General features: G+C 65.5%; 18 protein-coding genes. 5 read left to right on the top strand and 13 right to left on the bottom strand.

Translation table 11 applies throughout. The annotated features are described in order from the left end of the window. Nucleotides 1–9: 9 nt before the first annotated feature. Entirely contained in the window at nt 10–1,548 is a 1,539-nt protein-coding gene (locus H292_RS26790) for an HNH endonuclease signature motif containing protein (RefSeq protein WP_020110676.1), read from the top strand. A 188-nt stretch (nt 1,549–1,736) separates the two neighbouring features. Here H292_RS26790 and H292_RS0105010 read toward each other — a convergent pair whose 3' ends face one another. The 3 genes from H292_RS0105010 to H292_RS0105000 are packed head-to-tail and all read right to left on the bottom strand — an operon-like array spanning nt 1,737 to nt 3,625. Then, entirely contained in the window at nt 1,737–2,192 is a 456-nt protein-coding gene (locus tag H292_RS0105010) for a hypothetical protein (protein ID WP_020110675.1), read from the bottom strand. Between the two features lie 42 nt (nt 2,193–2,234). Then, nucleotides 2,235–2,723: a hypothetical protein gene (locus tag H292_RS0105005; RefSeq protein ID WP_020110674.1), complete on the bottom strand. Its 489-nt coding sequence runs from the start codon at nt 2,721–2,723 to the stop codon at nt 2,235–2,237. A gap of 50 nt (nt 2,724–2,773) precedes the next feature. Continuing rightward, nucleotides 2,774–3,625: a helix-turn-helix domain-containing protein gene (locus H292_RS0105000; RefSeq protein ID WP_027498619.1), complete on the bottom strand. Its 852-nt coding sequence runs from the start codon at nt 3,623–3,625 to the stop codon at nt 2,774–2,776. A gap of 49 nt (nt 3,626–3,674) precedes the next feature. On the opposite strand from H292_RS0105000, the gene H292_RS0104995 reads away from it, so the two are divergent. Continuing rightward, entirely contained in the window at nt 3,675–4,079 is a 405-nt protein-coding gene (locus H292_RS0104995) for a DUF6157 family protein (protein WP_231383763.1), read from the top strand. Between the two features lie 140 nt (nt 4,080–4,219). Here H292_RS0104995 and H292_RS0104990 read toward each other — a convergent pair whose 3' ends face one another. The 9 genes from H292_RS0104990 to H292_RS0104950 all read right to left on the bottom strand — a co-directional run bounded on the left by H292_RS0104990 (nt 4,220) and on the right by H292_RS0104950 (nt 20,849). Further along, a complete protein-coding gene (locus H292_RS0104990; protein WP_020110671.1) occupies nt 4,220–4,648 on the bottom strand; it encodes a hypothetical protein in 429 nt (142 codons plus the stop codon). Beyond that, entirely contained in the window at nt 4,645–6,078 is a 1,434-nt protein-coding gene (locus tag H292_RS0104985; protein WP_020110670.1) for an alpha/beta hydrolase, read from the bottom strand. Before H292_RS0104985 ends, H292_RS0104990 begins: the two co-directional genes overlap by 4 nt. Next, a complete protein-coding gene (locus H292_RS0104980; RefSeq protein WP_020110669.1) occupies nt 6,075–6,374 on the bottom strand; it encodes a type VII secretion target in 300 nt (99 codons plus the stop codon). Before H292_RS0104980 ends, H292_RS0104985 begins: the two co-directional genes overlap by 4 nt. A 114-nt stretch (nt 6,375–6,488) precedes the next feature. After that, nucleotides 6,489–6,617 carry a hypothetical protein gene (locus H292_RS28715; RefSeq protein WP_255182855.1) on the bottom strand — a complete coding sequence of 43 codons (129 nt, stop codon included), beginning with the start codon at nt 6,615–6,617 and terminating at the stop codon, nt 6,489–6,491. Nucleotides 6,618–6,739: 122 nt separating this feature from the next. Further along, entirely contained in the window at nt 6,740–7,408 is a 669-nt protein-coding gene (locus tag H292_RS0104970; RefSeq protein ID WP_020110667.1) for a hypothetical protein, read from the bottom strand. Then, entirely contained in the window at nt 7,405–9,165 is a 1,761-nt protein-coding gene (locus tag H292_RS26785) for a polysaccharide biosynthesis tyrosine autokinase (RefSeq protein WP_231383762.1), read from the bottom strand. The genes H292_RS0104970 and H292_RS26785 overlap by 4 nt, the downstream gene beginning before the upstream one ends. Before the next feature lie 77 nt (nt 9,166–9,242). Next, complete coding sequence (locus H292_RS0104960) at nt 9,243–10,118, bottom strand: cyclopropane mycolic acid synthase family methyltransferase (RefSeq protein WP_020110665.1); 876 nt, start codon at nt 10,116–10,118, stop codon at nt 9,243–9,245. Beyond that, the gene (locus H292_RS0104955) at nt 10,118–20,110 is read right to left on the bottom strand and encodes a non-ribosomal peptide synthetase (protein ID WP_231383761.1); all 9,993 of its coding nucleotides are present in this window, start codon (nt 20,108–20,110) and stop codon (nt 10,118–10,120) included. Before H292_RS0104955 ends, H292_RS0104960 begins: the two co-directional genes overlap by 1 nt. 250 nt (nt 20,111–20,360) lie before the next feature. After that, on the bottom strand, nt 20,361–20,849 hold the full coding sequence (locus H292_RS0104950; protein WP_179278567.1) for a sugar transferase: 489 nt from the start codon (nt 20,847–20,849) through the stop codon (nt 20,361–20,363). A 322-nt stretch (nt 20,850–21,171) separates the two neighbouring features. On the opposite strand from H292_RS0104950, the gene H292_RS0104945 reads away from it, so the two are divergent. The 3 genes from H292_RS0104945 to H292_RS0104935 all read left to right on the top strand — a co-directional run bounded on the left by H292_RS0104945 (nt 21,172) and on the right by H292_RS0104935 (nt 24,077). Beyond that, entirely contained in the window at nt 21,172–22,947 is a 1,776-nt protein-coding gene (locus H292_RS0104945; RefSeq protein ID WP_020110662.1) for a DUF4012 domain-containing protein, read from the top strand. A gap of 97 nt (nt 22,948–23,044) precedes the next feature. After that, nucleotides 23,045–23,650, top strand: a complete 606-nt coding sequence (locus H292_RS0104940; protein WP_020110661.1) for a hypothetical protein — start codon at nt 23,045–23,047, stop codon at nt 23,648–23,650. 52 nt (nt 23,651–23,702) lie between these two features. Then, nucleotides 23,703–24,077: a hypothetical protein gene (locus H292_RS0104935; RefSeq protein ID WP_020110660.1), complete on the top strand. Its 375-nt coding sequence runs from the start codon at nt 23,703–23,705 to the stop codon at nt 24,075–24,077. A 12-nt stretch (nt 24,078–24,089) separates the two neighbouring features. Here the strand turns inward: H292_RS0104935 and H292_RS0104930 are convergent, their stop codons facing one another. Then, a complete protein-coding gene (locus tag H292_RS0104930) occupies nt 24,090–25,880 on the bottom strand; it encodes a hypothetical protein (protein ID WP_020110659.1) in 1,791 nt (596 codons plus the stop codon). Between the last annotated feature and the right edge of the window lie 23 nt (nt 25,881–25,903).

The following is a 25,903-nucleotide window of genomic DNA, read 5'->3' as shown; positions in this document are numbered from 1 at the left end:
GTCGTCGAGATGATCGAGAGGGGAGCGGAGGAGATCGGTCGCATGCAGACAGCCGGGCTTCACAACGCGGATCGACGCGCTCTACTGGTGCGCATGGAAGTGATCCGTCAAAAGTTGTTCGCGTACAGCCACACCTGGATCGCAGATCTCGTCGACCAACGAGGCTTGGACGACATCTACGGGTCGGTCCCTGAAGCACTGTCCGTGTTGTTGCGATCCTCCGGAACGCGAGCGGGGCAACGTATCCGCTTGGCCATGGAGTTCGGCGAGCGCACATCCGTCACGGGTGAGCGTTTGGAACCGTTGTCACCGAACACCCTTCGCGGCGCGGAGGACGGGGTGATCAACGAGGAGCATCAACAGATCATCAGAAAGTTCTTCTGGCGTCTGGGATCGAAGGTCGACATCGAGACGCGAGAGAAAGCGGAGGCTCAGCTGGCGGAATTGGCACGCCAGCTCAGCCCGGACCACCTGAAGGCAGCTGCCTCGCGCTTGTACGACCTGATCGACCCCGACGGTGATGACGAAGACCCCGCGCGGGTCGCGGACCGATGCTACGTCCAGTTCGACGAACAAGGGTCTGACGGCTTGTCCCGCGGGAAGATGGTCGTCGACTCTGAACTGCGTGCGTACATCGAGGCCGTCTTCGACAAATGGGCGAAACCCGGACAGGCCAATCCAGCAGATCCCCCACCGGTCGTCGACTCACCTGATGACGCGGACGGTTGTGACGATCGACCTGATCAGTCGAGCGTTCCGAAAGACGCCACGGGCGACGGCCAGCCCGCCGAGGGCGAACCGGTCGATGAAGAGGCGGCAGCGCGGGCGCGTCGAGATCTTCGAGGCAGGGGGCGACGGCAGCACGACGCGATGAAGATGGTGTTCCGGCAGATGCTCGCGTCCGGAAAGTTGGGGATGCACAGGGGACTTCCCGTGACAGCCGTGTTGACGATGAGTGTGAAGGATCTCGAAGCCGCTTCGGGCCATGCGGTGACCGCAACCGGGTCCCTGGTGGGAATGCGGGATGCCATTCGGATGGCGTCACACGCCTATCAGTGCTTGGTCATCTTCGACAACGACGAACGTCCGCTTCAACTTCGGCGCGCCAAGCGATTGGCGTCGGCGGACCAACGAATCGTGTTGATAGCAGCCGATCGTGGATGCAGCTTCCCCGGCTGCACCCGCCCTGCAACGTGGAGCCAGGTCCACCACATCGAAGAGTGGGCGGCCGGTGGAAACACCGATATCGAGGACCTCACTTTCGGATGCGATCGACATCATCCCCTGGTCGGCCCGAAGGACACCGACTGGGCCACGACCAAGGCCGGCCCCGACCACCCCTATCCAGGCCGCACGCTATGGCATTCCCCGACAACGCTCGACCCACTTCGACGTGGGCTACTCAATCACTATCACCACCCCGACGAGTACATCCGACCCATCCCGGAACTCCCCCTGTTCGGTCCCGTCGACTCCACCGATACTGAAACGAGCGACCCCGAAACCAACGACCCAGAACCAGGCAACCCAGGGGCCGCCCGAGAATAGGTCGACGCCCGAGCCCACGGTGGCGGGTGACACGAGCCCACCGTGGGCAGGTAAGCAGACCCACAGCGGCACAGAGCTTGACATGTGCCGCCTACAGTCATGCCCTGAGCCCGCTGCCTGTGCCGTACACCGCTGACCGATGCGTCATGATTCGATTCCGAGTTGCGACGACCACTTCGGCCGAGCTCTCAATCGGCGAAATTAACTCGGTCCGACACAGAAGCAACTGGTCTACGGAAATGTGGCTGTAGTGCGGCAACGATGGCGGCGAAGACTGCGGCAGGTAACGCTCCCATCAGCATCAGCACCCAGAACCCGGTCCAATTGAGCAAGCCGAAGATGGCCATGAATCCCAATGCAACTGCTGCACAGAGTGATACGTTCCGGTTCAGGGCGACACCCGCAATTACAGGTGGAGCCGCCAGCAAGATGCCGAGGAGCGCAACGGGCACCAACCCCACTGCGTCGAGAATGGAATCCGTACAAGTAAATCCGGATCTCCCGTAGAACGGGCTCAGTTCACCAATCTTCCCGCACGACATCGAGATTGTCGCAACCGGAGACAGTCCGGAGACGATGGCGTACGCCATCGCCAGCGCGGCGACCGCGAACCACGTCCCGCGGAACGGTACTCGACTCCTCATAGTGCGAGACTAATCGAGACCGACGATGACACCCAGCTCTTCTCAGCTCGGTGCGCTCACTTCGACGTGCGCTGGCCAGATGTGCATCTCGACATGCACTCGAGCTTCCTCGTCCGGGGCTGTGTAGCTGTCGAAGTACTTCGCGCGACCACGAACGAACACTCGGATGCGGTAATCGCCTTCAGGCAGTGTGAACGGTGCGACGACTTCTCCGGTGGATCCGTCGAGGAAGACCTGCGGGTCCTCGCAGGCGTAAGCGACCTCTTGGGTTTCCTCCCATAGCGCACGCTCGGCGTCGGTCAGTGCGGATGCTGCTGGTCCAATTCTCACCGTTACGTGGACTTTGCCGCGCCCACCTGCGTGGATAACCACCAGACCTCGGCCTCCCTTCACCAGATCAGGCGGTGTCGGAAAGCGTTCGGTAGGGACTCCATCCCTGTTTCCGATCGAGTCCAGGATGAGAGCCCCGGCCATCAGGTCGATGTCCACATCGATTACTTCGTGCACCTCCCCGACGTTACCGACGGGCATCAGAGCAGTACCTCGAGGATGCCGTCATAGGGGCAGCCCTGAGATATCGACTAGCCCTCGGCCCCGCCACGAGAAGGCATTGCCCGTATGTACTGCCCCGGTGTGGTGCCTGCGACGCCTTTGAAGTCGCGGATGAGATGTGCCTGGTCGGTGTAGTCGAGTGCTGCGGCGATGGCGCTGACGTCGGCGTCGGGGAGTGAGAGTCTGCGAACGACTTCTTGGAGGCGGATGCGTCGGGCTATTGCTTTGGGCCCCATGCCCAGTGTCTCCTTCAGTGCACGTTGTATTGCGCGTTCGCTGACGCCGAGTCGGTGTGCGAGGGCGGGTCCGGTTCTCGATCGGACACTCTCTGCCAGTTCGACTACCACCGCGTTCGCGAGTAGCCGGGACTCGGTGATCGGGTGCTTCTGCAGCAGATCCTCGATCAATCGGTCTGCTCGTTCGGCGCGGTCCGACGGGGATGTTTCGGCCGCGATGGTAGTCAGATGCCGGGTGAGGGCGGCGTCCAGATCAGCGGTGACGGGTTGCTCCTGCTCCACATTCGACGGGTCGAGGTCGGACAGCACGGCCAGTCCTGCCGGGCGCAAACGGATCCCGAAGACCCTGCCTGTGCCGCGGATCGTCCTCGACCATGCCCGGCGTTGGACGTTGGTCAGCATGAAAGGTGCGGGGACCGAGCCGAATTCGATGCTCAGCGTCACGGCGGGGAATTCGAGCACCTGCTGATCGATGTTCGTTCCGTCCGGCAGGTTCCACTCGACGCTCCAGTACGTGTCGACGACGTCGCGCACGGACTGCGCGGGCGTGAACCACTGCGCGTCGAACAAGGGCAGGTTGGCCGGACCGAGCACGCCGGACCGTTCGGTCACGTCGATCGGTCGATCCACCGGGTGTCGAACCATGTCGCAATTGTGCAATACGCTGTCGCTGCCGGTGGGTGACGATGTCGCCATGAGCACCGATTACCGCAATGTCTTCATCGAGGCAGCCCCGGACTGCCCTGCCACCGAAGGCGAGGAGCCGCCCGCCGGGCGCGGGAATCCCACGGTCGCGAGGCTGCAGTACGAACTGCTCTCGCAGGCGCCGTACGAGATGAGCTCGGACGACGTGCTGTTCGCCGTTCACGCCGCGAGAACCGGCGTTCCGCCGAGCGAGATGGACGAAGCGAGGGCAGCGTTCTTCGCCAAGGATCAGGCGTGCCTGCGTGCCTCCCCGCTCGGCAAGCGCTACGGGTGGGGCACGCACCACGACGGTGAGGGTCGCGTCGCACTCTATGGACTGGGCACAGCCGAGTACGAACGCCTGGCCCGCGACCCGAACCTGGGGCACAAGGCCGCCATGAAATCACGACGGTAAACAGCGCCTGGGGGGCTGTGGAGAAGCACGTTCGCGGAGCCTCGAGGGTGGAGCGTGCTGTCCGGGACTTAGCACCCCTACTGACGACTCCGCACGCCTGCTCTGACGCGACCAGGCGTGCGGGGTCGGTAAAAGGGGTGTCAGGTTCCTGCCTGCGCCAGTCCTTCGTACGGGAAGGGTGGCGAGGACACTGCGAGGCTGAGACGCTCGTCGTCGGTGAGCCTGCCGATCAGTCGGTAGCCGTCGGATGATGTTGCACGGACGGATCCGAGGTCGTCGGCAGATCGGTCGTCGACGCTCCATCCCCAGTCCGCCCAGGCGTGCGAGAGGACGGACAGCGCGTCCCGCCCGGTGCATCCGAGTACCCAGTACGCGGCCGAGAAGCGATGTGGCCCATCGATGGTGGTGTTGTCGTCGTAGGCGGGCTCGAACTTGCCGAGGGCGAGCTGTGATTCCGGGAAACCGGGGTGCCTACGGTTCAACTGCACGTCCGACGGTAGTGCGCGTCGAGACTTCTCGAGTGCGTCCAGTGCGCTGTCTCGTGCGTCGGTGCCGAATAGCGTTGTCATGCAGCACCCTTGCCTGCGATGATTCGGCCGATGGTGTCGAGGGCAGGGTTTCCGCGGTCGAAGTAGTTGCTTCCGTCGAAACGCGCGGTGCCCTCGACCGGGCTGGTGGCGTCGAGCGATCCAGGAAGCGACGTGTCGGCTGCGGCCACGACGACGTCTCCGTCACCCAACGAAGCCCGCTCGACGACGACACTGCCGTACCCGTGACCGAGGACGGTGTGGTGCGCGGCGTCGCCTTCGTGGGCCGCACGCAGACCTTCCTGAAACCGTTCCAGCCGCGGGGCACCGGCGTCGGCGAAGCTGTCCGAGGTGGCGTCGAGCAGGGTGGGAGGGGCGTTGTATCCGAGCCACGCGATGACCGAGTTGCGTGCGCCGCTGACCATGTTGGCGGAGTCGAGCAGGTTCTCCGCGCGTGAGAGGTCTCGTCCGATGGAGGCGAGCACCGTGGATGCTCCCGGCACGTAGGTGGCGACGTTCTGGGCGGTGTCGGGGTTGTTCAATGCCAGTGCGCCTCGGCCGTGTTCGTCGATGTTCAACAGGTAGGTGGGCGCTCCGGCTCGGCTGAGTTCGGCTTGGACGGTGTCGTATCCGGCGAGGGCTGTCTCGGCGGCGTCGCGGTCGTCGAGCCATCGGGCGTAGTCGCGCAGGGCTGCTGCGTCGTCGTGGTTCTCGCTGGGGAGGTTGCGATCCTGCAGCCAATCGCCATGGCGCGCTTCGACTTCGGCGACACGGTCTCGCGCGTCGGACACGAGGGTGTGCAGGAGGACGGTGTTGTATCGGGATTTGTCGTCGGCGGGCAGTCCGTCGCGGTTTCCGATGGTCGGGTCCCACACCGCCAGGCCGTCGCGCTCGTACGGGGTGAGCCTGCTCCACAGCTCGGCCAGGTCGTGGGGTTCGTCGGGAAGGATCGACCGGATCTCCGGGATGTAGGGCTGCGGCTCGGCGACGGGCTGGAGGCCGAGGATCACGTCGACTGCGCGCTGCAGTTTGGTGGCGTAGGTGTAATCGGTGTCCACTGCGCTGCTGAGCATGGATTGCAGTTGGGTTTCGATGCCCTGCGCACGCTGCTGCAGATCGGGGTCGGCGACGCGCACGCTGCCGTCGTCGAGGACGTCGAATCCACCGGCGAGCGCGGTGTCGACGACCGCGAGAACGGACTGGCGGACGGCGGCGATCTCCCGAGCGGCGGCGTCGAACACTGCGGTGTAGGCGTCGATGGCGTCGACGATGCGGGTGTCGGCGACCTGGTCGACGAGGACCCGGGCGGTGTCGGCGGCGTCGCCTTCCCACCGTTCGAGGGTGTCACGTGCAGCGCGGGTGACGCTGCGGAGGGACTCGTCGAACACGAGGTTGATCTGTGCCAGGTCGTCCCCGACGCACGTCAGGGTGGCGGGATTCCAGGCTCGCAGTTGCGAGACGGAGACGGTCATGCCTGCTCGCCGAGGAACTTGTGCAGTTGCTCGCGGAACGCAGCTTCGGTGCGGTCGTAGCTGTTGGCACTCGATCCGGCGGCCTCGGCGATCTGACGGATGCGTTCGGCGGCCGTGCGGTAGGCGGCGAGAACTGTCTCGGCGGAGTTGCCCGCTACAGCCCCGAACGCCGAGTGCGGCATGGCCTCGACCGCCACCCGGAGCGGCGGCGACGGGTCGAGTGATGCCACAGCGTCGGCTGTCCTCGTCAGTGACGACGACAGCGCACGCAACGAGTCGGGATCGACTTGAAGCATCCGTACCCCCTCGGTTCGGCGGCCGTGCCTCAGGCCACCATCCGCATCAAACGCCTTCTATTCCTGTTCGACGCAGCAGGGAGCGAAACGGTTCCCTCGATTTCCGAGATGAAGCTACAACTTGCCTGTCATGGCCGCGGCAGCGAGAGCTATCAGCACTGCAGTCCACAGGCCGACGACCACGGCAACGTGGAGGGGACGATTCTTACCGGGTGGGCGAGGGGGCGCCGTACGTGATGGCATGAGGACGATTGTGCAGGAACATGCCCTTGGATTGGTTTCGAGAACAAAAAAATACTTCGGTTGAATGCATGAGCTTGGTCATACTGAGCGTCACGTTCCACGCAATGTCACAGGCAACCTGTCTAGCTTCCGATCGGCCGAAATCCTGCTCCTGTGCCGCCGCGTGCGTTCAACCGCGCCAGAGATTCGGCTGCGGATGCGTAGACCGTCGGGCTCAGGACGGGGACGGTGTCGGCATGGCTGGCGATGCCGACGAGTGTAGTTCCGCTGACCAGAGCTCCGCCCGAGTCGGCCCAGAACGTGGGCGTTCCTGTGACGATGTCGGTGTCCGGTCGGACGTCCAGGACGGTGCCGCATGTGGTTGCGGTGGCCGCGCCGATCTTGCAGACAGGCCGGCCGGGCAATGTGGGTCCGATGTCGGTGACGGTGATCCCGCCGCGCGAGGACACGGGTATCACCTTGGCTGGGTCGAGCTCGACGACACCGTAATCCGGACCCCAGTGGCCCGAGACGGTGACGCCGACCGGTCCGGCACCGGGGTTGTCGACGAGCGTGACCGGCAGGCCAGGCGACAGCACGCAGTGTCCGGCGGTCAGTCCGACGAGTCGTCCGGCCGCGTCGTATCCGACGGCCGCGAACGAGCACGCCGTGAGGTCTTCGATGCCTCCGGTCGTGATGTATCCGGTGCCCGGCCCCACGAGAGCAGCGGGGGCAGCGGGGGCCGGCGATGCCACCGCAATGCTCGCGACGAACGAGAACACGGCGGCTGCGCCGAGCCGCGTCCCTTTCATTCCTTGTATCGCCTCGACGGTGCAACGCCGTTGTCGAGCGCCCCCGGCTTGCGCACGGAGGTCGCCGGAGGCCGCGGGGTTCCCGGAGGCGTTCCGGGCGGCGTGGCCGTCGGGGGACGCGGTGTCGACGTGCGAGACGGCCCGGCCTCGTACGACGCCGGCGCAGCAGGCGGTTGTCCCGTTCCGTACGGCGATGCGGGCGGCGTGACCGGCGGCGGGGTCACCGGGGGCTGTGCGGCCGGATGCGCGACCGGTGGTGATACCTGAGGCGGCGCGACCGGTGGTGACGCCTGAGGCGGCGCAGCCTGCGATGCGGAAGCCTGCGGTGCGGCGGCCTGGCTGCCGTCCCATGCTGTGACGCTCGATCCCGGTGTCACCGGGTTAGGGGTCTGACGAGGGATCGACGAGTCCGTCTCGTAGTAGTACGAGTAGTTGTCGCCGCCCTTGCGTCCGGCGGGCATCATCGTGAACACGGCGCCGAGGATGTGCGCGCCGATGGTTTCGAGGTTGCCGACGGCTCGGGCCACCTCGTTCTCGGTGGTGTGGCCGTAGCGTGCGACGACCAAGGCGCCGTCGCTGTGGGTGGTCAGCAGTGCGGAGTCGGTGACCGGAAGCAGCGGGGCACCGTCGACGATGATGTAGTCGAATCGGCCGCGGAGTTCGTCGATGACGCGCCTGGATGCTTCGGAGCCGAGGAGCTCCGAGGGGTTCGGCGGCAGCGGTCCGGAGGCGAGTACTTCGAGGCCTTCGTATTTGGTGGGCTGCATGACGTCGGACAGGTCGGCCTGGTTGGCCAGGACGGTGGACAGACCGACGGATCCGATCAGTCCGAGGTACTTGGAGACCCGCGGACGCCGCAGGTCACCTTCGACGAGTGCGACGTGGTGGCCGGCCTCGGCGAGGGCCAGGGCGAGGTTGACGGCGACGGTCGTCTTTCCTTCGGCCGGAACGGCACTGGTGACGACGATGACGCGCGGCGGGTGGTCGACTTCGAGGAACTGGAGGTTGGTGCGCAGCTCGCGGTAGGACTCGGCGCTCGGCGAGTGTGCCGCGCCGAATTCGACGACGGCGTTCTCCTTGAGGTTCTTGTCGAACGGCAGGCTTCCGACGAGGGGGGTCTTGGACGCTGCTTCGAGCTTGGTGCGGGTCTTGATGGTGTTGTCGAGTCGGTCGCGCAGTACTGCGAGTGCGATGCCGAGCAGTAGGCCGACGGCGGCACCGAGGGCGAGGTTGCGGGTGGTCTTGGGGCTGACAGGGGCCGACGATTCCTGTGCCTGCTCCACCAGTCGCACTCCGGCGGCGGGGGTTCCGCCGTCTTCCGGCGTCTCGAGTTCACGGACCAAGGTGGTGAGCTGCGTTGCGAGGGAGTTGGCGATGTCGCGTGCCAGGCCGGGCGAGGTATCGACGACGACGATGTCGAGCAGCACGGTGTCGGGGGTGGACGTGGCCGTGACCTTCGAGGCGAGCTGGGCCGGCGTCATGTTCAGGCCCAGTTCGTCGATCGTCCGCGCAGCGAGCGTCTCACCGGTGACGAGCTCGGAGTACGACGCGACGCGCTGCTGCGAGAACAGGTTGCCCTGGTAGGTCTCGCTGACGGTCGATCCTCCCGACGTCGAGACGAACACTCGGCTCGACGACTGGTAGGTCGGAGTGGTCAGTAGCGACACCGCAAGTGCACCCAGCACTGCGACGGCCACGGTGACCACGATGACCATCCATCTAGTTCGCAGTATCTGTAGGTAGTCCTGGATTTCCACTTGGGGCTCCCTCATCTTTTCCAGCAACGCTCGTGTTCATGTTTTCATGCTTGTCGGTCTTCTCGCGCGCTAGTTCATCAGCACTCGCCCGGCGTCAGGGTGAACTGCACGACATCTATACGTCCGTCCTTGAATCTGGACGAACATCCGGTCAGGTAATGGATGTATCGCTCGTAAACTTCGCTCGAAGACAACGCAATTGCGGCTTCTCGGTGGTCGACCAAGCGATCGGTCCATTCGTCGAGCGTTCTCGCGTAGTGCGGCCCGAGTGCGTGCTCACGTTCGAGCCGTAAGCCCGCTTCGGACGCTTTGGTGACCACCATGTCGGATTGTGCGAGCTGTCCGCCGGGGAAGATCTCCCGCATGATGAAGCGTACGAAGTCTGCGTCCTCGCGGGTGAACACGACGCCGCTCGCCAGCACTTCGGCGATCGGCCGCATGACGATGGTGTGCAACAACATTCGGCCGTCGGGTGGCAGCACGGCCCGGCATTTGTCGAAGAACGCGGAGTAGCGCTGGCGCCGGAAGTGCTCGAACGCTCCGACGCTGACGATGCGGTCGACGGTTCGACCGGCGGGTGGACTGAACTCCTCCCACCCTTGCAGACGGATCTCGACGCCGTCGAGGTGCGCGACGACGGCACTGGCACGGTCGAATTGGTTGCGGCTGAGTGTCAGTCCGATGACGTCGACGCCGTACTTCTCGGCGGCACGCTTGGCGAGTGCACCCCATCCGCAGCCGATGTCCAGCAACGTCATTCCAGGCTGCAGATCCAACTTGCCGAGCGCCAGGTCGATCTTGGCGGTCTGGGCCTCTTCGAGCGTCATGTCCTCGCGTTCGAAGTACGCGCAGCTGTAGGTCATGCTCGTATCGAGGAACAGGGCGAAGAATTCGTCCGACAGATCGTAGTGCGCTTGGACGTTGTCCACATAGGGCTGCAGATTGGTGGTCATCACGCCACACCTTCCTTCGGCAGAAGCAGGCCGAGTTCTCGGCCGAGTGCGTGGGCGCCTGCTTCACCCAGCATGTTCTCGTGTTCGGCGTCGACCCGCACTACCGAGACCGGGCCGTCGACGAACTCGTCCCACTGCTCCGCGCCGCGCGATCCGCGTGCTGCGAAGTAGAGAACGTCCCCCTTGAACACCTGCGGCCGGTACGCGGTGACCCACTGCGGCGCGTCGGCGACGGGTGCGTACATGCGACGCAGGTTCTCGACGGTCAGGAAGGCGAGTTCGCCGCGGCCGTGGACCAATCCGTCTCGGATCTCGTCGAACGATTCGCCGTCCACGCCGAGCTGATCGGCGAGGTCGGCGATGCTGAACGGTGCGCTGTCGGTGGGTGCGGTCAGGGTCGCGTCGACCAGCGTCAGCTGCGCCACTTCCTCGCCCATGGACTGCAGCTGAACGGCGGCAGCGTGGGCGATCACGCCGCCGAGCGACCATCCGAGCAGGTGGTACGGGCCGTCCGGTTGCACGGCGCGGATCTCCGCGACGTAGCGCGCCGCGAAATCCTCGATGGTCGACGGCGCATCCTCCCCGCCTGCGATGCCGGGAACCTGCAGTCCGAAGAGCGGCCTGTCGGTCTCGCTCAGCAACGAGAGGTAACTCCACGCGATCCCGATGGCGGGGTGGATGCAGAACAGCGGCTCACCGGGGCCGTCGGTGCGGATCGGGAGCAGCACGTCGAACGCGCCGCCGTGGTCACGGGCGCCGGTCCGGAGCTGCGCGGCCACACCGGCGACGGTGGGGTGAGTCAGCATGGCCGTCACCGGGACGGTCAGCCCCAGCCGATCTCCGAGAGCGTCGACCACTTGCACCACCGACAGCGAATGCCCACCGAGATCGAAGAAGTTGTCGCCGACGCCGAATCGGTCGGCCGGTAGATCCAGCACGTCGGAAAACACTTGGTGGACTGCATGTTCGAGCGGTGTCGTCGGCGCGAGCTTCGGATCCGACGCCGGTGCCGGGTCCGGCAGGCGTGCCGCGTCGACTTTGCCGGACAGCGTGGTCGGGAGGGTGTCGACGCGGGTGACCGTGCTGGGAACCATGTAGGCGGGCAGGGTGCGGGCGAGGAACTCGCGCACCGAGCGCGGCCGCGCCGGTCCGACGATGTAGGCGGCAAGCGATCCGCTGCCGTTCAATTCACTGCCGTCCGCTCCGCTGCCGTCCGATCCACTGCCGTCCGATCCCCTGCCGTCCGCTCCGCTGCGCCCGATTGCCGACGCCTGTTCCACTCCCGGGTGTTGCAGGAGCGCGGACTCGATTTCGCTGAGTTCCACTCGGTGACCACGGATCTTGACCTGCGAATCGGCGCGGCCCAGGTATTCGAGTGAGCCTCCGACCCATCGGACCAGGTCGCCTGTGCGATAGAGACGTCCGGTTCCGAACGGGTTGGCCACGAAGCTGCTCGACGTCCACCCCGGCTTACGCAGGTATCCCTCGGCGAGGCCGTCGCCTGCCAGGTAGAGCTCGCCGACGATGCCCTCCCCCACCGGTCGCAGCCGGGAGTCGAGGACGGCGGTGGTGAATCCGCGGGTAGGTCGGCCGATGGTCACCGGACCGGCCGGGGGCGCAGCGTCCGTGCACGTGCTCATGACGGTACCTTCGGTGGGTCCGTAGGCGTTGTACACGCGGCGACCTGTCGACCATCGTTGCAGCAAAGCGGTATTGGTGGCTTCACCGGCCATGATGACGACCTCGACCGACGGAGTGGCGTGCGGGTCGGTGATCTGCAGGACCGTCGGGGTCAGGCACACGTGGGTCACCTGGTGCTGCGCGATCAGGGTTTCCAGTGCGCGTCCGGCGTACACGTCGGGCGCGCCCACCACGACGGTTCCGCCGGAGCCGAACGCGAGCAGCAGTTCGAAGACGGATGCGTCGAAGGCGAGCGATGCGAACTGCAGTACGCGTGAGCCGGGCGTCACGTCGAACAGTTCACGCTGGCTTTCGACGAGGTCCGCGATGCCTCGGTGCGTGACGCGCACACCCTTGGGCGTTCCGGTGGAACCGGAGGTGTAGATGACGTACGCGGTGCTGTCCACGGGAACGGCCCGAGCAGTGAAGCTCTCGTCCGACTCGGTGCCCACCGTCAGCCATGTCGGCTGTGCGAGGCCGGAATCGATCGCTGCGATGCCGGTGACCGGTGCGGCGTCGGACAGGATTTCGCGGATCCGGTGGGTCGGCAGCGTCGTGTCGATCGGGAGGTATCCGGCACCGGACTTCGCAACGGCCCAGAGAGCGATCACGGATTCGGCCGACCGCGGCAGGGAAACGGCAACGAGCGATCCTGGCTCCACGCCACGACGAACGAGGTTCTGGGCCAGGGCATTCGAACGCTCGTCGAGCTCGCGGTAGGTCAGCTCCTCGTCACCGTCGAGGATGGCCGTGTTGTCCGGCCATCGACGCGCCGCCTCGGCGAACACTGTGGCCAGCGTGTACTGCTCGGCAGAGCCGTCGGTGCTGACGATCGCGGACGAGTGGGCTGCGGCGAATTCGGCGCTTCCCAACCGGACGCTCGGATCGTGCGCGACGAGGGTGAGCACGGCCGCAAGCCTGTCCGCCAACGCAGCGGGCACCGACGGTCCGAAGCGAGTGGGCGAGTACGCCAGCCGCCCGGTCAGCCCGTCGACCGTTTCCTCGACGACCACTTCCAGGTCGAATTGCGTGCTCTCGATGTCGATGCGCCGGGGAGTCACGGAGGTGGAACCGAATTCCAATGTCGGCGCGCCGAGTTCACCCATCGCGAGCAACACCTGGAACAGCGGGTGCGTGTCGAGTGTGCGGGTGGGCGCCACGGCGTCGACCACCCACTCGAACGGAACGTCGGAGTTGGCGAAGGCGTCGAGGTCGCGATTGCGCACGTCGATCACGAATTCTTCGAACGTCGTCGACGGCTGCACGTCCGTTCGCAGTACGACGGTGCCGACGAACATGCCCACCAACTCGTCCAGTGCAGGGTGCGACCTGCCGGAGACCGGTGTACCGATGGCGATGTCCGACGAGCCGCTGGCCTCGGCCAACACCGCCGCGAGGGCTGCGTGAACGACGACGAACACCGTCGCGCCCAGGCGATGCGCCAGGCCACGTAGGTCACCGAGAGTGTCTGCGTCGATACGGAATTCACCGGGAACGTACGCAGCGTCGGCGTCCAAGACCCCGGTCGGCAGATCGAGGTAGCCCGGCAACCCCGCCAGTGCAGTGCGCCAGTAGTCGAGCTGTGGTGCAGCGACACTGGCGAGGACGTCCTGCTGCCACAGCCGGTAGTCGGCGTAATCGACTGCAAGCGATTCGAACTCGGGCGCCGAACCTGCACCGCGTGCCGTCAGTGCAGTGTCGACATCCCGCGCCAGCGGACCGAGAGACAGCCCGTCCACAGCAACATGATGCGCAACCACCGTCAGAACCTTGACTGTGTCTTCGGGTCGCTCCTGCAGGCTCCGCTCCTGCCTGGGTCGCTCCTGCAGGCTCCGCTCCTGCCGGGGTCGCTCCTGCAGGCTCCGCTCCTGCAGCGAGAGCCGTACCGGTGGTTCCATCGTCAGATCGAAGCCCTCGACGGGTGCTGTCGATGCGTCCGCGTGGCGTTCGTCGAGTGAGGAGACGACGGTGACCGCGTCCAACAGCGTGGTCGTCGGGCCGTCCGGCGTCGACGGGTACACCGTGCGCAGCGGCAGGTGGCGCTCGACGACGTCGGTGATGGCAGCTCGTAGTACCTCGACGTCGAGGTCGTCGGGTAGTGCGAGCTCGAACGCGATGTTGTAGGCCGCGGAGTCGGGTGCGTACCGGTTCTGCAGCCAGATCCGGCGCTCGGCGGGGGCCGGCTGCGTGAACGATCGCGCGTCCGAACGGTGAATCAGCGCAGGCGGAGGCGCGTGTTCGGTGGACAGCTTCTGCACCGATGCGCCGAGGAGCTTTGCCGTCGGCGATTCGAAGATCGTGCGCACGGGCACGTGGGTCCCCAGGGCTGCGCCGATCCGGGTGGCGGCTCGGGCCGCGCGGAGCGAGTCGCCGCCCATGACGAAGAAGTTGGTGTCGACGCTCATGTTCTCGGCAGCGCCGCCGAGGGTGTCGGCGAAGATCCCGAGGATCACGTCCTCGGCGAGGGTGCGGGTTACCGCGTCACCCGCGAGTGCGTCGGGCGACACCAAGGCACGAGTGTCGACTTTCCCGTTGGCGGTCAGCGGTAGTCGATCGATCGGCACGATCGCGGTGGGCATCAGCGCCAGCGGCAGTCTGTCCAACAGCCACAGCTTGGCGTCCTGCTCGCCCACTCCCACGACCCAGGCCACGATTCGGCCGTCCCGTGCGTCGGCGACAGCCGCGGTGACGTCGGCATGCGTGCGCAGTGCTGCCTCGATATCGCCCAGTTCCACTCGCACTCCGCGAATCTGGACCTGGGTGTCGATGCGTCCGCGGAAATCGAGCTCGCCGCCCTCCCCGATGCGTACCCGGTCGCCGGTGCGATAGAGACGGGTACCGCCCGGACCTGCGACGAAGCGCTCGGCGGTCAACGCTGCCCGCGAGCCGTAACCCCGGGCCAGTCCGCCCGCCAGATACAGCTCGCCGACGCCGCCGCGCGGCACCGGCCGCAGCCGTGTGTCCAGCACGTGCGCCGAGATGTGCGCGAGGGGGCGCCCGATGGTGACGGGACTGTCGGTCGTCAGGCCATCGGTCAGCGTCGCCACCACGGTGGCTTCGGAGGGGCCGTAGGCGTTGAGCATCAGCCGGTTCGGGCTCCACTGCGTCACGACGTCCGCTCCGAGGACGTCGCCGCCGACGGCTACCGTCGTCACGCTGTCCACGGGCGGGACCGTGGCGAGGACTGCGGGTGTGGACAGGAAGTGGGTGACGGCGTGTTCGGTGAGGAACTGGGCCATCGCGTCACCGTCGACCAGGTCGGTCGGGGCGATCACGAGGGTTGCGCCCGCACCGAACGCCAGGATCAGCTCCAGCATCGCGGCGTCGAAGTTGACCGAATAACCGTGCAGTACCCGGGATTCTGCGTCGACGCGGTAGCGCGGAACAACCTGCTGAGCCAAGGCGTGGACGGTTCCGTGCGTCACGGCGACCGGTTTGGGTGTGCCCGTGGATCCAGAGGTGTGGATGACGTAGGCGGGGTGCGCCGGCAGCAGCGTCGAGGTGCGCTCGGCGTCGGTGACGGGTGCGTCGCTGAGCAGTAGGGCAGCGGCTTCGTCGACCCAGTCGATTCCGGTCTCGTTGCCGCCGAATCCGATTCGGATGCCGTCGAGGATTGCTGTGCGTCGGGCTGCGGGGTAGGTCGGGTCGACGGGGACGAACGCGGCCCCGGCCTTCGCCACGGCCCACAGGGCGAGCACGTAATCCGCCGAGCGTTCCAGCGACAGTGCGACGAGCGATTCCGGGCCGACGCCCTCGGCGATGAGCAGGCGCGCGATGCGGTTGGAGCGACGATCCAGCTCGTCGTACGTCAGCGTCTCGGCTCCGTCGAGAGCGATATTTCCGTCGGTCCACACGTCCAGCAGAGTGCCCACGGGTGCATGCACGGCGGGCTGCTCAACCTGCCCCAGTTCGATGTCGCCCAGTTCGATGTCGCCCACCACCGCATCGGGTGTGTCGGCGACGGTGCTGAGCACGGTGAGCAGGGTGTCCGCGAAGTGCTGGGCCGTCCGGTGCTCGTACAGGTCGGCGGCGTACTCGATCTGGCCGGTGATGCCGTCGGCGGTCTCGGTGAGTACCAATCCGAGGTCGAATTCCGAGGTGTGCGTCGGAACCGGAACAACGGTGATCGGGAGGTCGTCCACCGACTGGTGCTGTGCATTGTCGAACGCGAGCATGACCTGGAAGATCGGGTGCCGGTCCAGTGATCGGTCCGTCGCGAGGGCGTCGACGATGCGCTCGAACGGCAGCTCGGTGTGCGCGAACGCGTCCAGGTCGTTGTGCCGCACGGCGGCAAGCAGTTCCGTGAAGGTCGACGAGGGATCGACGTCGACCGTCAGGGGCACGGTTCCGACGAACATCCCCACCATGTCGTCGAGTGCCTCGTGGCCGCGGCCGGCCGACGGTGTGCCGACGACGGTGCGGGTGGCGTCCCCGAACCGGGTGAGAGTGGCGGCGAGTGCTGCGTGCACCACCATGAACGTCGTTGCGTTGGATGCCTTCGCGAGATCGCGAATCGCGGAGTGCACCGACGCGTCGACGGTGATCGGGACGTCGGCGGTGACCAGGGACTGCACCGGCGGGCGTGGATGATCGGCGGGCAGCGCGGCAAGCGGAAGATCGGTATCCAACACGGTTGTCCAGTAGGCGAGTTGGCTTTCCGCGACGGCGTCGACGACCGCTCGGTTCCAGACCGCGTACTGGCTGTACTGCGCGGGGAGTCTCGACCACGTGGGTGCGTGCCCGGCCAGTCGAGCGGCGTGTGCGACGGCGAAGTCACGGACCAGCGGGTCGATGGACCATCCGTCGATCGCGATGTGGTGCAGCACGATCACGACGGTCACGTCCTGCTCGGACTGCAGAACGGCGGCGCGGATCGGCACGTCGTCGGCAACGTCGAAGCCGGCCGACGCCAGTGCGGCGATGCGCCCGCCCAGGTCGTCCGGGTGCACCGCGTACGTGGGGATGTGGTCCAGTACCTGGCCGGTGGGCTTCACCACCTGGCGTGGGCCGTCCTCGTCCGCCGGAAAGTATGTGCGCAACGACTCGTGCCGTTCGAGCACGTCTCGCAGTGCGGCCACCACGATCGATCCGTCGCCCGCGGTCGCATCGGTGATCCGCAGCGCGACCGGCATGTTGTAGGCCGGGGAGCTGGCGTCGAACTGGTTGAGGAACCACATGCGCTGCTGCGAGTAGGACAGTGGAATCCGTTTCGGCACCGGCATATCGAACAGAGCCTGGGTGTCGAGCAAGTCGAGCGACGAACCCTGGTCGGCGGATGCGTCGAGGGCGGCAGCGACTCCGGCAACGGTGGGGACATCGAACAGCGTCGGCAGAGTCACCGTGCCGCCGAGCCTGGACAGCACGCGCGTGGCGCTGAGGGAGTCCCCGCCGAGGTCGAAGAACGAGTGTTCGCGCCCGACAGCCCGTCCTGTCAGACCGCCGGCGCCGAGGACGTCGGCGAAGACGGTCGCGACCAGCGTTTCGGTCTCGGTCCGCGGCGCCACGTACGCGGTGTCCTCGCCCACGACCGGCGCCGGCAGAGCACGTCTGTCGATCTTGCCGCTCGCGGTCATCGGGAAAGCGTCGAGAACCGTGACGTGGGCCGGCACCATCCACCGAGGCAGGTGCGCGGAGAGATGCGAGTCCAGATTGTCGGTTAAACCAGTGACGTACAGCGTGATTCGTTGATCGTGCACGGCCGCGACGGCCGCCGTGACGCCGGGCGATCGGGCGGCGACCGACTCGATCTCGCCGAGTTCCACGCGGCGCCCCTGCAGTTGGACCTGGCGATCGCTGCGGCCCAGATACTCGAGCGCGCTGCCGTCGACAGCCCACCGCACGACGTCTCCGGTTCGGTACAGCCGGGCGCCACCGACGTCCGCGACGAAACGCGAGGCGGTGAGACCGGGTTGGCCGTCGTATCCGCGGGCAATGCCGTCGCCCCCGAGATACAGCTCGCCGACGCCTCCGCGCGGTGCAAAACGCAGGTGGGCGTCGAGAACAACGGCGCGGACGCCGGGAAGAGCGGTACCGATCGTGACGCGTCCGCCCACCGTCATGGGCTCGGAGAGCGTGGCCAGGACGGTCGCTTCCGTCGGTCCGTAGGCGTTGAGCAACTGCCGATCGGACAACGCGCCGGCGGGCATGTGGTGGGAGGCTGCCGCGAACCGGTCGCGCAGTTCCGGTGGGCATTCTTCACCGCCGACGTCGAACACGTCGATGCCCGCGAGGTCCTCGGGTTCGAGTGTCGCGAGGACTGCCGGGGAGGTCACGAGATGGGTGATGCGTTCTGCGGCAATGAAATCGGCCAGCATCCTGCCCGCGTACACCTCGGCGGGTGCGATCACCAACGTGGCACCGGCTGCGAACGCGGAGAGTATTTCCTGGATCGACGCGTCGAAGATCGGCGATGCGAGGTGCAGCACCCGAGACTCCGGCGTCACCGAATAGCGTTCCACCACAGCGGCTGCCAATTGCGCGAGTCCGCGATGAGTGACGCTGACGGCTTTGGGACGCCCGGTACTCCCCGAGGTATGTACGAGGTAGGCCTCGTTGTCGACTCGTGTTGTCGGAGCGCTTGTGTCGAACGACTGCGCGTCGAGCAGATCCTCGATGGCGAGCCACCGAACCGATCCGGGCAGCGACGTCGCGAGCTCGCGGGTGGTGATGCCGACCTCGACGGAGGCGTCGGTGAGGATCTGCGTCAGCCGATCGGCCGGCTCGAACGGATCGACGGGCACGAACGACCCACCGGCCACCGAAACCGCCCACGCCGCCAGAAGCGAGTGATACGACCGTCCGATCGCCACGGCAATTCGCGTCTCGGTCCCGGCCGGCAACCCAGAGGCCACTCCCGCCGCGCTCAGGGCGAAATCGGCAGCAATGTGGTCGATTCCGCCGTACCGAACGACGGCAGATTTCTGCAGCAACGAGGTCAACAGCTGCGGCTCGGTGGTACCCCACGCTGCGCTGTCCTCCGCGCCGGGGACGGTGAGCTCCGAGACCGACAAGCCGTCGGGAGCGCCGACGAGTTCCCGCAGCAGGTCGAGAAACCGTGCGTGGTGGTAGCCGAGCTCGTCGGCGGTGTACACGGCCGGGTTGCCGAGGAAGTCGACGCGGGTGGTCGCCCCGGCGACGCCCGGGTAGACGTTGACCATCATGTCGTCGATGGGACCGCTCGACAGCACTCGATACTCGCCGACGACATCGCCGAGTCGAATTGTGCTGTTGTACATCATGATATTGACCGACGGACCGAAAATGCCGCGACCGGCGGCAGCGCCGACGTCGGTGCCCGCGGCACGCTGCATGTCCTCCACCCGGAACCGCTGGTGCCGGAGTGCGCCGGTGAGCTCGACCTGAATGCGTCGGAGAAGCTCTTCGACGGTGACCCCGGGCTCGACGCCGATGCGCAGGGGTACGACGTTGGACATCATGCCGGAGGAGTCGCGCAGCTTGGTCGTCGCACGTCCGGAGACGGGGAGGCTGAGCATGACGTCTTCGGTGTCGGTCATCCGCGCGAGGTACAGCGAGAACGCCGCGAGTACGACGGGCACGTCGGAGGAGTTGTAGCGGCGCGCGAGTTCGGCCATGGCGTCGGCGATCTCGGGCTCGAGCTCCGCCCCGACGCTGATCGAGACGCCGCTCGGCACCGAGGACGAACGCGCGAGTCGGGGGGCGTCACTGTGTCCGTCGAGCCGGCCGAGCCAGTACTGACGGTCGGTCTCGTAGCGGGACGACGCGGGGTAGGCGGCCTCGTAGTCGTAGATCTCGCGGACGCCGACGGCTCGGGTCTTCGGCGCATCGGTGCCGGTGAGCAGAGCGGTGTAGATGGCGGCGGTGCGTTCCTGCACGGAGATGGCCCCGAGGCCGTCCATGACGATGTGGTGGGCGCGGCTGAACCAGTAGTAGTGCTCGTCGCCGATCTGGATGATGTCCGACGCGATCAGTTGATCCCGCACCAGGTCGACGGGTGCGCGGTATTGCGCGTTCATGTATTCGTGGGCGTAGGCGACGGGATCGAGTTGGCCGCGGAAGTCCCGGTGGATCATCGCGTAGGGCACGTTGGTGTCGAACCATTGGTAGGGACGGCCGTCGATCTCGGTCAGCCTCACGCCCGGCGACTCCAGGTCACGACAGGCGATATCGGTGGCGCGGATGAGCGTCGGTGGGTCGATGTGCCCGCGGATCTCGACGTACTGCGCGATCGTGAACGGCACGTCCGGTGCCAGCTTCTGCGCGAAGTAGATGTTCATCTGGGCAGCAGAAAGCGGAAACAGGCCATCCTCCAGCGGCGCACTTCCAGACGACACTTCTGCTACCCCTCCTCAGGCTCACTGCGGACGGCTTCGCAGACAACTCAGCTACCCATACGGTCGTTCTGTAGGGTCGCAAAAACGACCTCGACCTCTCGTGGCCCCTCTACAAACTAGTGGACGGGCGGCAATTGCTCTACTTGCCGGGAAATGTCGGGGCATTTCAATGTTCGGGATTCGGCGAACCCTCAGAAATGATCCCGAAAAAGGTCGACTTGCTTGTTTTTCGACGGGAAATCACACGAGGTCAGGTCGTTTTCCAGCCGTAACGAACCGCGCCGGCCGTCAGGATCAAGATGCGGATATCACGGAAAAGCGACCAGGACTCCACATACGTCCTGTCGAGCGAGTGAATGTCCTGCGGTGTCAGTTCGGTCCGGGGAGTGAGCATCCAGAGTCCGGTCATGCCCGGGCGCAGCCGAACCTCGATCGGCAGCTGCGACTGTGATGTCCGTACCGGCCGGGGCCGTGGACCGACAAGGCTCATGTCTCCGCGCAGTACGTTGAGCAGCTCAGGCAGGTGGATCAGACCGTACTTGACCAGCGGCCGGGTCTTCCGCTGGTCAGCCGGGGCAGAGAAGTTGAGCAGGTCGAACGCCTCACCGCCGAGACCGAGCCGGGGCAGCGTGGTCACCGGAGCCTTCGAGGGACCGGTGACCTTGGCGTAGACCCAGCAGCACACGAACACCGGAGCGAGCACCGCGAGAGTGCCTGCGGCGACGATCTTGTCGAACACTTCCTTGGTTGTTGCATCCCACGAACCGAGCGCTACAACTCCCGCATTCGAATGTGACGGGTCACCGCCACTTCGACCCAGTCGGTCGCCCTGCACCGATTCTTCACCCCAACTCGTACGTCTGCCGAAACTCGACTCGAATGTCGTATGTAAGCACCATCACGTTACGATCACGCTAACGCGTTGGCCTTTCCTCGGATTCGCGCATTGTTTCGATTGCTTGAAATGTCATTCACGTGAATTAATCGCTACTCTTCCAGAGCATCGTCACATTTTTCAGGGTGTGACGCTCACCGACCTAGCCCACAGGAGTTCTGGCGACATGACGACCGGTACCGAGACCCGCTCATCGTCACGTGGGCGCAAGAAGCGCCCGATTCTGTGGGCCGTCGTGATCGTCCTCGTGCTCGTCGTCGCGTTCGTGGCCTGGCTGGCGTACGAGGCCGTGACAGCGAAGTCCAACCTCGAGACGACGCGCGACGCCGCCAACAAGGCCAAGGATTCTCTGCTCGACGGTGATGTCGCCGGTGCGCAGGCCGCAGCGGCGGAGGCGTCGGACTCGGCGAAGAAGGCACAGGACGCCGCGTCGTCGATTCCGTTCTCCGTCGCGGGAGCAATTCCCTACCTGGGCAGCCCGCTCGCGACGGTGTCCGATATCGCCGATGTCGTGCACGGTCTCGCCGTGGACGTGCTGGAACCGGCGTCCGCTGCGAGCGCGAGTATTTCACCCAACAGCGTCATCGAGGGCGGCGGGCGAGTGAACCTGCAGGCGTTGACAGATGCCGAGCCGGTTCTCGCCGAGACGTCCGCCGCTGCGGAGGATCTGTACGCCCAGGCTCAGGCGATCGAGGATCCGGCGTTTCTCGGAGTGGTGCAGGACGCCAGGGTCCAGCTCGAGAACCAGACGCACGATCTTGCCGGGCTGCTCACCAATACCTACACCGCGAGCCGCTTGGTTCCGTCGATGATGGGTGCTGACGGACCACGCTCGTACTTCATGGCGTTCCAGACCAATGCCGAGGCACGCGGAACCGGCGGTCTTCTGGGCGGTTTCGGCATCATCAGGGCAGACAACGGCACCGCTCGCGTGGATACCCTGGGCGCCAACAACGAGTTGGAGTTCGCCGAGCAGCCGATCGATCTCGGGCCGGAGTACAACGCGCTCTGGGCGCCGCGCAACACCACCGTCGACTTCCGCAATTCCAATGCGAGCCCGAACTTCCCGTACGCGGGACAGATCTGGTCGTCGATGTGGACGGAGCAGACCGGTGAGCAGTTGAACGGTGCCATCGCGACCGATCCGATTGCTCTGAGTTACATCCTCGACGCCACCGGACCCATCACTCTGGCCGACGGCGAGGTGATTTCCGGAGACAACGTCGTCGAGGTGACACTGTCCACCGCGTACGCGCGCTTCGGGGACGATCAGATCGCACGCAAGGCGTACCTGCAGGAGATCGCAGCGGCCGTCGTCGCCAAGATGACGACGGGCGTGGCGCCGACACGACAGCTGCTCGACGCCGTCGGCCGCGCCGGAAGCGAAGGCCGCATCTCGGTGTGGAGCGCGGACCCGGCGGAGCAGGAAATTCTGGCTGCGACCAAGATCGGCCATGCACTGCCGACCGAGCCTGTCCCCTACGCCAATGTGATCGTCAACAACGCCGGCGGCAACAAGCTGGATTACTACCTGGCCCGCGACATCACCTACACCGCGGAAAGCTGCAACGGTCCCACCCGGAAGTCGACTGTCACAGCCACATTGACCAACACCGTCGATCCGAACGGTCTGACGCAGTACGTCGCCAGCACCTTCCAGCCGGGCGTTCCGTACGGCACCAACGAGTCCATCGTCTACCTGTACGCAACCCAGGGCGCCAAGATCCTCTCCACGAAGGTCGACGGGCTCAGTGCCTTCGCCGTTCAGGGCGGCGTCGAACTCGGCCATCCCGTGCAGGCTGCCTACGTGACCGTCCCGCCGGGTGAATCCTCCACAGTGACATGGGAAGTCGAGGAGCCCACCGTTCCGGGCGAAGCGTTGGTTCCCACGCAGCCTCTCGTCGACGACCCCACCATCACCGTCGACGTCCCCACCTGCTGACCCCGGAATGCCCCATGGTTTCCGTGTCGTTCGTTCGTATGTAATCCGATTGCCGGATACCCGTTCCGCTCGCCCCCTGTAAGCATTGTTTCGACCGATGACACTCATTGTCGTTCGAAACTACGTGTGCGGAGCAAACATGTTGAGCAATAGACTGATCCGACGTTCCATCGCTGCGTCTGCGACACTCGGCGCCGCTCTTCTCCTCGCGCCTGGAGGTGTGTCCGCGCAGCCATCGGTCGGGAGCGCCGACGGAGCCATCAGCGGCGGCAGCGCAATTCTGGACAGTGGTAGCAGCGTTCTGAACGGCAACATCGTCGACGGTGTCACCGGCATCGTCAACGGCGGCAGCTCGATCCTCAACAGCCTTCCGGGGACCGGGTCGTTCGCTCCGCGCCAGCCGTGCAACCAGGGCACGGTCTCCGGTGGTCCTGGCGTGACCCAGACCAATCACGATTTGGGACGGCCCGGGCCTGCGTCGTTCGTCATCAACTACGAGACCGAGAGCGTTCCCGACGTCATCGAGGTGTTCTATCAGGGCGGCCTGGTTCAGAGCATCGGCCCCGTGGGTGACAACATCAACGAGGGCACCGGTTCCGCCGTCGTCGCTCTTCCGCCCGGTGGCGACACGTCCGTTCTGGTGAAGGTGACGGGCCCTGCGGACACCATCTGGGAGTACACCGTGAACTGCCCCTTCGCCTGATCGGCGGTTCGGCGCGTGCATCGACGGCGCCACTCGTGTGAAGCTGGGTCCCATGGGAACGCGAAGATGGTTCGACAACACATTCGCCGACACGTGGGGCCCAGTTCTGATGTTGGCACTGCTGGCCGTGATCGGTCCCGGCGTGATCGACAGCGCGCTCGACGAGCGGTCGCCCTGGCAGATCTTCCTCGTCCTGGCGTGGGCACTGCTCGTCGTCGTCCAGGTGACGGAGCTGATTCGTCGACGAACCCATCATCCCAGCATTCAGCGGGTCGACCCGGCCACCATCCCGGTCGATGACGTGGCCGACGCGATCTCCGAAGCTCCGTCACGTGTGAAGGCCGTCAAGCTGCTGCGAGAACGTCACCCTGGCCTCGGCCTGAAGGAGGCGGCGGACTTGGTGGACGCCCGTCAACACGCGCACTGAGACGTTGTGGAGTCAGACAGCCTTCAGCTCGGCGGTAGGACGATGTTCGGCCTCGTACAAGTCTCTGTCGAGCGCCTTGTAGTCGGCGAGCACCGGATCGACATCCAGTCCCTGCCAGTCACGGAATTCGTCGAAAGAGTCTTTCGTGGTGCTGAGGTGGGACCGTCCATCGAAGGCAGCGCTGAGCCCAGCGAGCGCAAGAGCCAGTCCTCGCCCGTCCCTCCGAGCTGAGTAGATTTCCGCGGCAAGGCTCAGGTACTCGATCGCGGCGTCACGTTCGCCCGCGACATGACGGGCTACGACGCCGATACGTCTGCTGATGCACGCGTAAGCCCACGACCGCAGCACACCGTCAGTTGCGTCTTCCGGCGACGCGAAGGATGCGCGCAGCGAAACGAGCTTCTGCAACAGTGCGATAGTCCGAGAGGCATCGCTGAAACCATCTCCCTGCAACGCTGACGCCATCTCCCGTGAGCATTCGGCAACGGCGTACCACGAACGAGCTCCACATAACTTGAAACTGTCCGACGACAGCCGAAACAACCGCTGTGCGCGGGCACGCTCTTGGTCTACGAGCGCTTCACCGAGCCAGAGGGAGCTTTCGGCGAGGAGCCGTACGTAATTGTGCTTCTGAGCAATACTCACAGCGGCTTCCGCACTTTCGACCGCAGCGATGCCTTCCGAACGGTGGTGCAGAGACCGTGCTATCAAGATCAAGCTCGCGCATCGCCCGTAGTCGGATTCTGCTTTCTCGAAAAATTTGACGGCTTGACCACATCGGTATTCGGCGTCCTCGGGGCTACTCGGACCGTGGAGCAAACCACGGGTGTACTCGATCCAGCCACGCCGGAAGCATGCGGCTGCATCCTCGCGGTGCGCGATATGGAGTTCGGCCGCGTCGAGTTCTGCGAACCACTCGTCGAGGTTGGTTTTCCCCCGTGCGACGATTCCAGACCTAACGGATTCATATGCCGCGCAGGCCAACAGCACGCTGTCAGCTGAATCCCGCGCAACAGCCTCCATGACCTGAGCCAAATCGCTCGCTAGGCCCGCCGCGTCCGGTTGCGCAGTTGCACGCGTGATCACAGATGCTGCACTCAGTGCTGCTACACGGTCGCTCGGTGAATTAGCTTGTCGACGGCCGACGGCGACGAGATCTGGGACGAGCTCGGTGGCAGTCATTGGGTTGGTCCGAATTTGGCGCTCCGCGAACGGAATCAAGATCGACGGCTCGATACTACTCAGTTCGGCCTCGTCGGGATCACCCATAGGGCCTGTCAGCGTGTGTGCGGGCTGTGAGACCACGTCGTAGTTGCGGACTCGCCCGTCGTTCGCACCTTCATTCGCGCGTCGTTCGACACGTCCTTCGTCCACCAGCTTCCGAAGCGTGCGGGAAACTACCGTTACCGGTGAATCCACAAAACCGGATATGGCCGTGGGGTTGCTGAACCCGGCCTCCAACGCGGTGAGAACCTTGGCGCGCAGCGTGGCGCTCGTAGGATTCGCGGTTTCGGAACGGTCGTGCCTGTTGCGCAAATGCTGACGGAGAAGGCCCAGGAACCCCACTATCGACGCGTTCCACTCACCTCCCGAATCCGATGAGATCGTGGACCTTACCTGCTCGAACGTCTCTACCAATTCTTGAAGTTGCCTGTCCGTCGGCGCAGAGGTGAGCACGTCCGCGACCGCCTGCCCCAGGAGGGACACGGTTCTGTCGTCCGCCCGACCCTGGACGAATTGCGGCGCGGACTCGACGAGCAGGTCGTACGCCGACGGTTGACCGACACCTGTTGTATTGGACATAGGTGGTACAGTACCGGTCAAGT

It is taken from the genome of Rhodococcus sp. 114MFTsu3.1 (genome assembly GCF_000383555.1).
GTDB classification, from domain to species: Bacteria; Actinomycetota; Actinomycetes; order Mycobacteriales; family Mycobacteriaceae; genus Rhodococcoides; species Rhodococcoides fascians_E.
This window is presented reverse-complemented; position numbering and strand designations above follow the sequence as displayed.

What these genes read in the sequence shown, in the direction of transcription:
- H292_RS0105010 (WP_020110675.1), bottom strand. Translation starts at nt 2,192, where the DNA reads ATGAGGAGTCGAGTACCGTTCCGCGGGACGTGGTTCGCGGTCGCCGCG.
- H292_RS0104940 (WP_020110661.1), top strand. Translation starts at nt 23,045, where the DNA reads ATGACACTCATTGTCGTTCGAAACTACGTGTGCGGAGCAAACATGTTG.
- H292_RS0104995 (WP_231383763.1), top strand. Translation starts at nt 3,675, where the DNA reads ATGAGCACCGATTACCGCAATGTCTTCATCGAGGCAGCCCCGGACTGC.
- H292_RS0104985 (WP_020110670.1), bottom strand. Translation starts at nt 6,078, where the DNA reads ATGACCGTCTCCGTCTCGCAACTGCGAGCCTGGAATCCCGCCACCCTG.
- H292_RS26790 (WP_020110676.1), top strand. Translation starts at nt 10, where the DNA reads ATGATCGAGAGGGGAGCGGAGGAGATCGGTCGCATGCAGACAGCCGGG.
- H292_RS0104960 (WP_020110665.1), bottom strand. Translation starts at nt 10,118, where the DNA reads ATGACCACCAATCTGCAGCCCTATGTGGACAACGTCCAAGCGCACTAC.
- H292_RS0104945 (WP_020110662.1), top strand. Translation starts at nt 21,172, where the DNA reads ATGACGACCGGTACCGAGACCCGCTCATCGTCACGTGGGCGCAAGAAG.
- H292_RS0104990 (WP_020110671.1), bottom strand. Translation starts at nt 4,648, where the DNA reads ATGACAACGCTATTCGGCACCGACGCACGAGACAGCGCACTGGACGCA.
- H292_RS0104930 (WP_020110659.1), bottom strand. Translation starts at nt 25,880, where the DNA reads ATGTCCAATACAACAGGTGTCGGTCAACCGTCGGCGTACGACCTGCTC.
- H292_RS0104970 (WP_020110667.1), bottom strand. Translation starts at nt 7,408, where the DNA reads ATGAAAGGGACGCGGCTCGGCGCAGCCGCCGTGTTCTCGTTCGTCGCG.
- H292_RS0104980 (WP_020110669.1), bottom strand. Translation starts at nt 6,374, where the DNA reads ATGCTTCAAGTCGATCCCGACTCGTTGCGTGCGCTGTCGTCGTCACTG.
- H292_RS0105005 (WP_020110674.1), bottom strand. Translation starts at nt 2,723, where the DNA reads ATGCCCGTCGGTAACGTCGGGGAGGTGCACGAAGTAATCGATGTGGAC.
- H292_RS0104935 (WP_020110660.1), top strand. Translation starts at nt 23,703, where the DNA reads ATGGGAACGCGAAGATGGTTCGACAACACATTCGCCGACACGTGGGGC.
- H292_RS0105000 (WP_027498619.1), bottom strand. Translation starts at nt 3,625, where the DNA reads ATGGTTCGACACCCGGTGGATCGACCGATCGACGTGACCGAACGGTCC.
- H292_RS28715 (WP_255182855.1), bottom strand. Translation starts at nt 6,617, where the DNA reads ATGCCATCACGTACGGCGCCCCCTCGCCCACCCGGTAAGAATCGTCCC.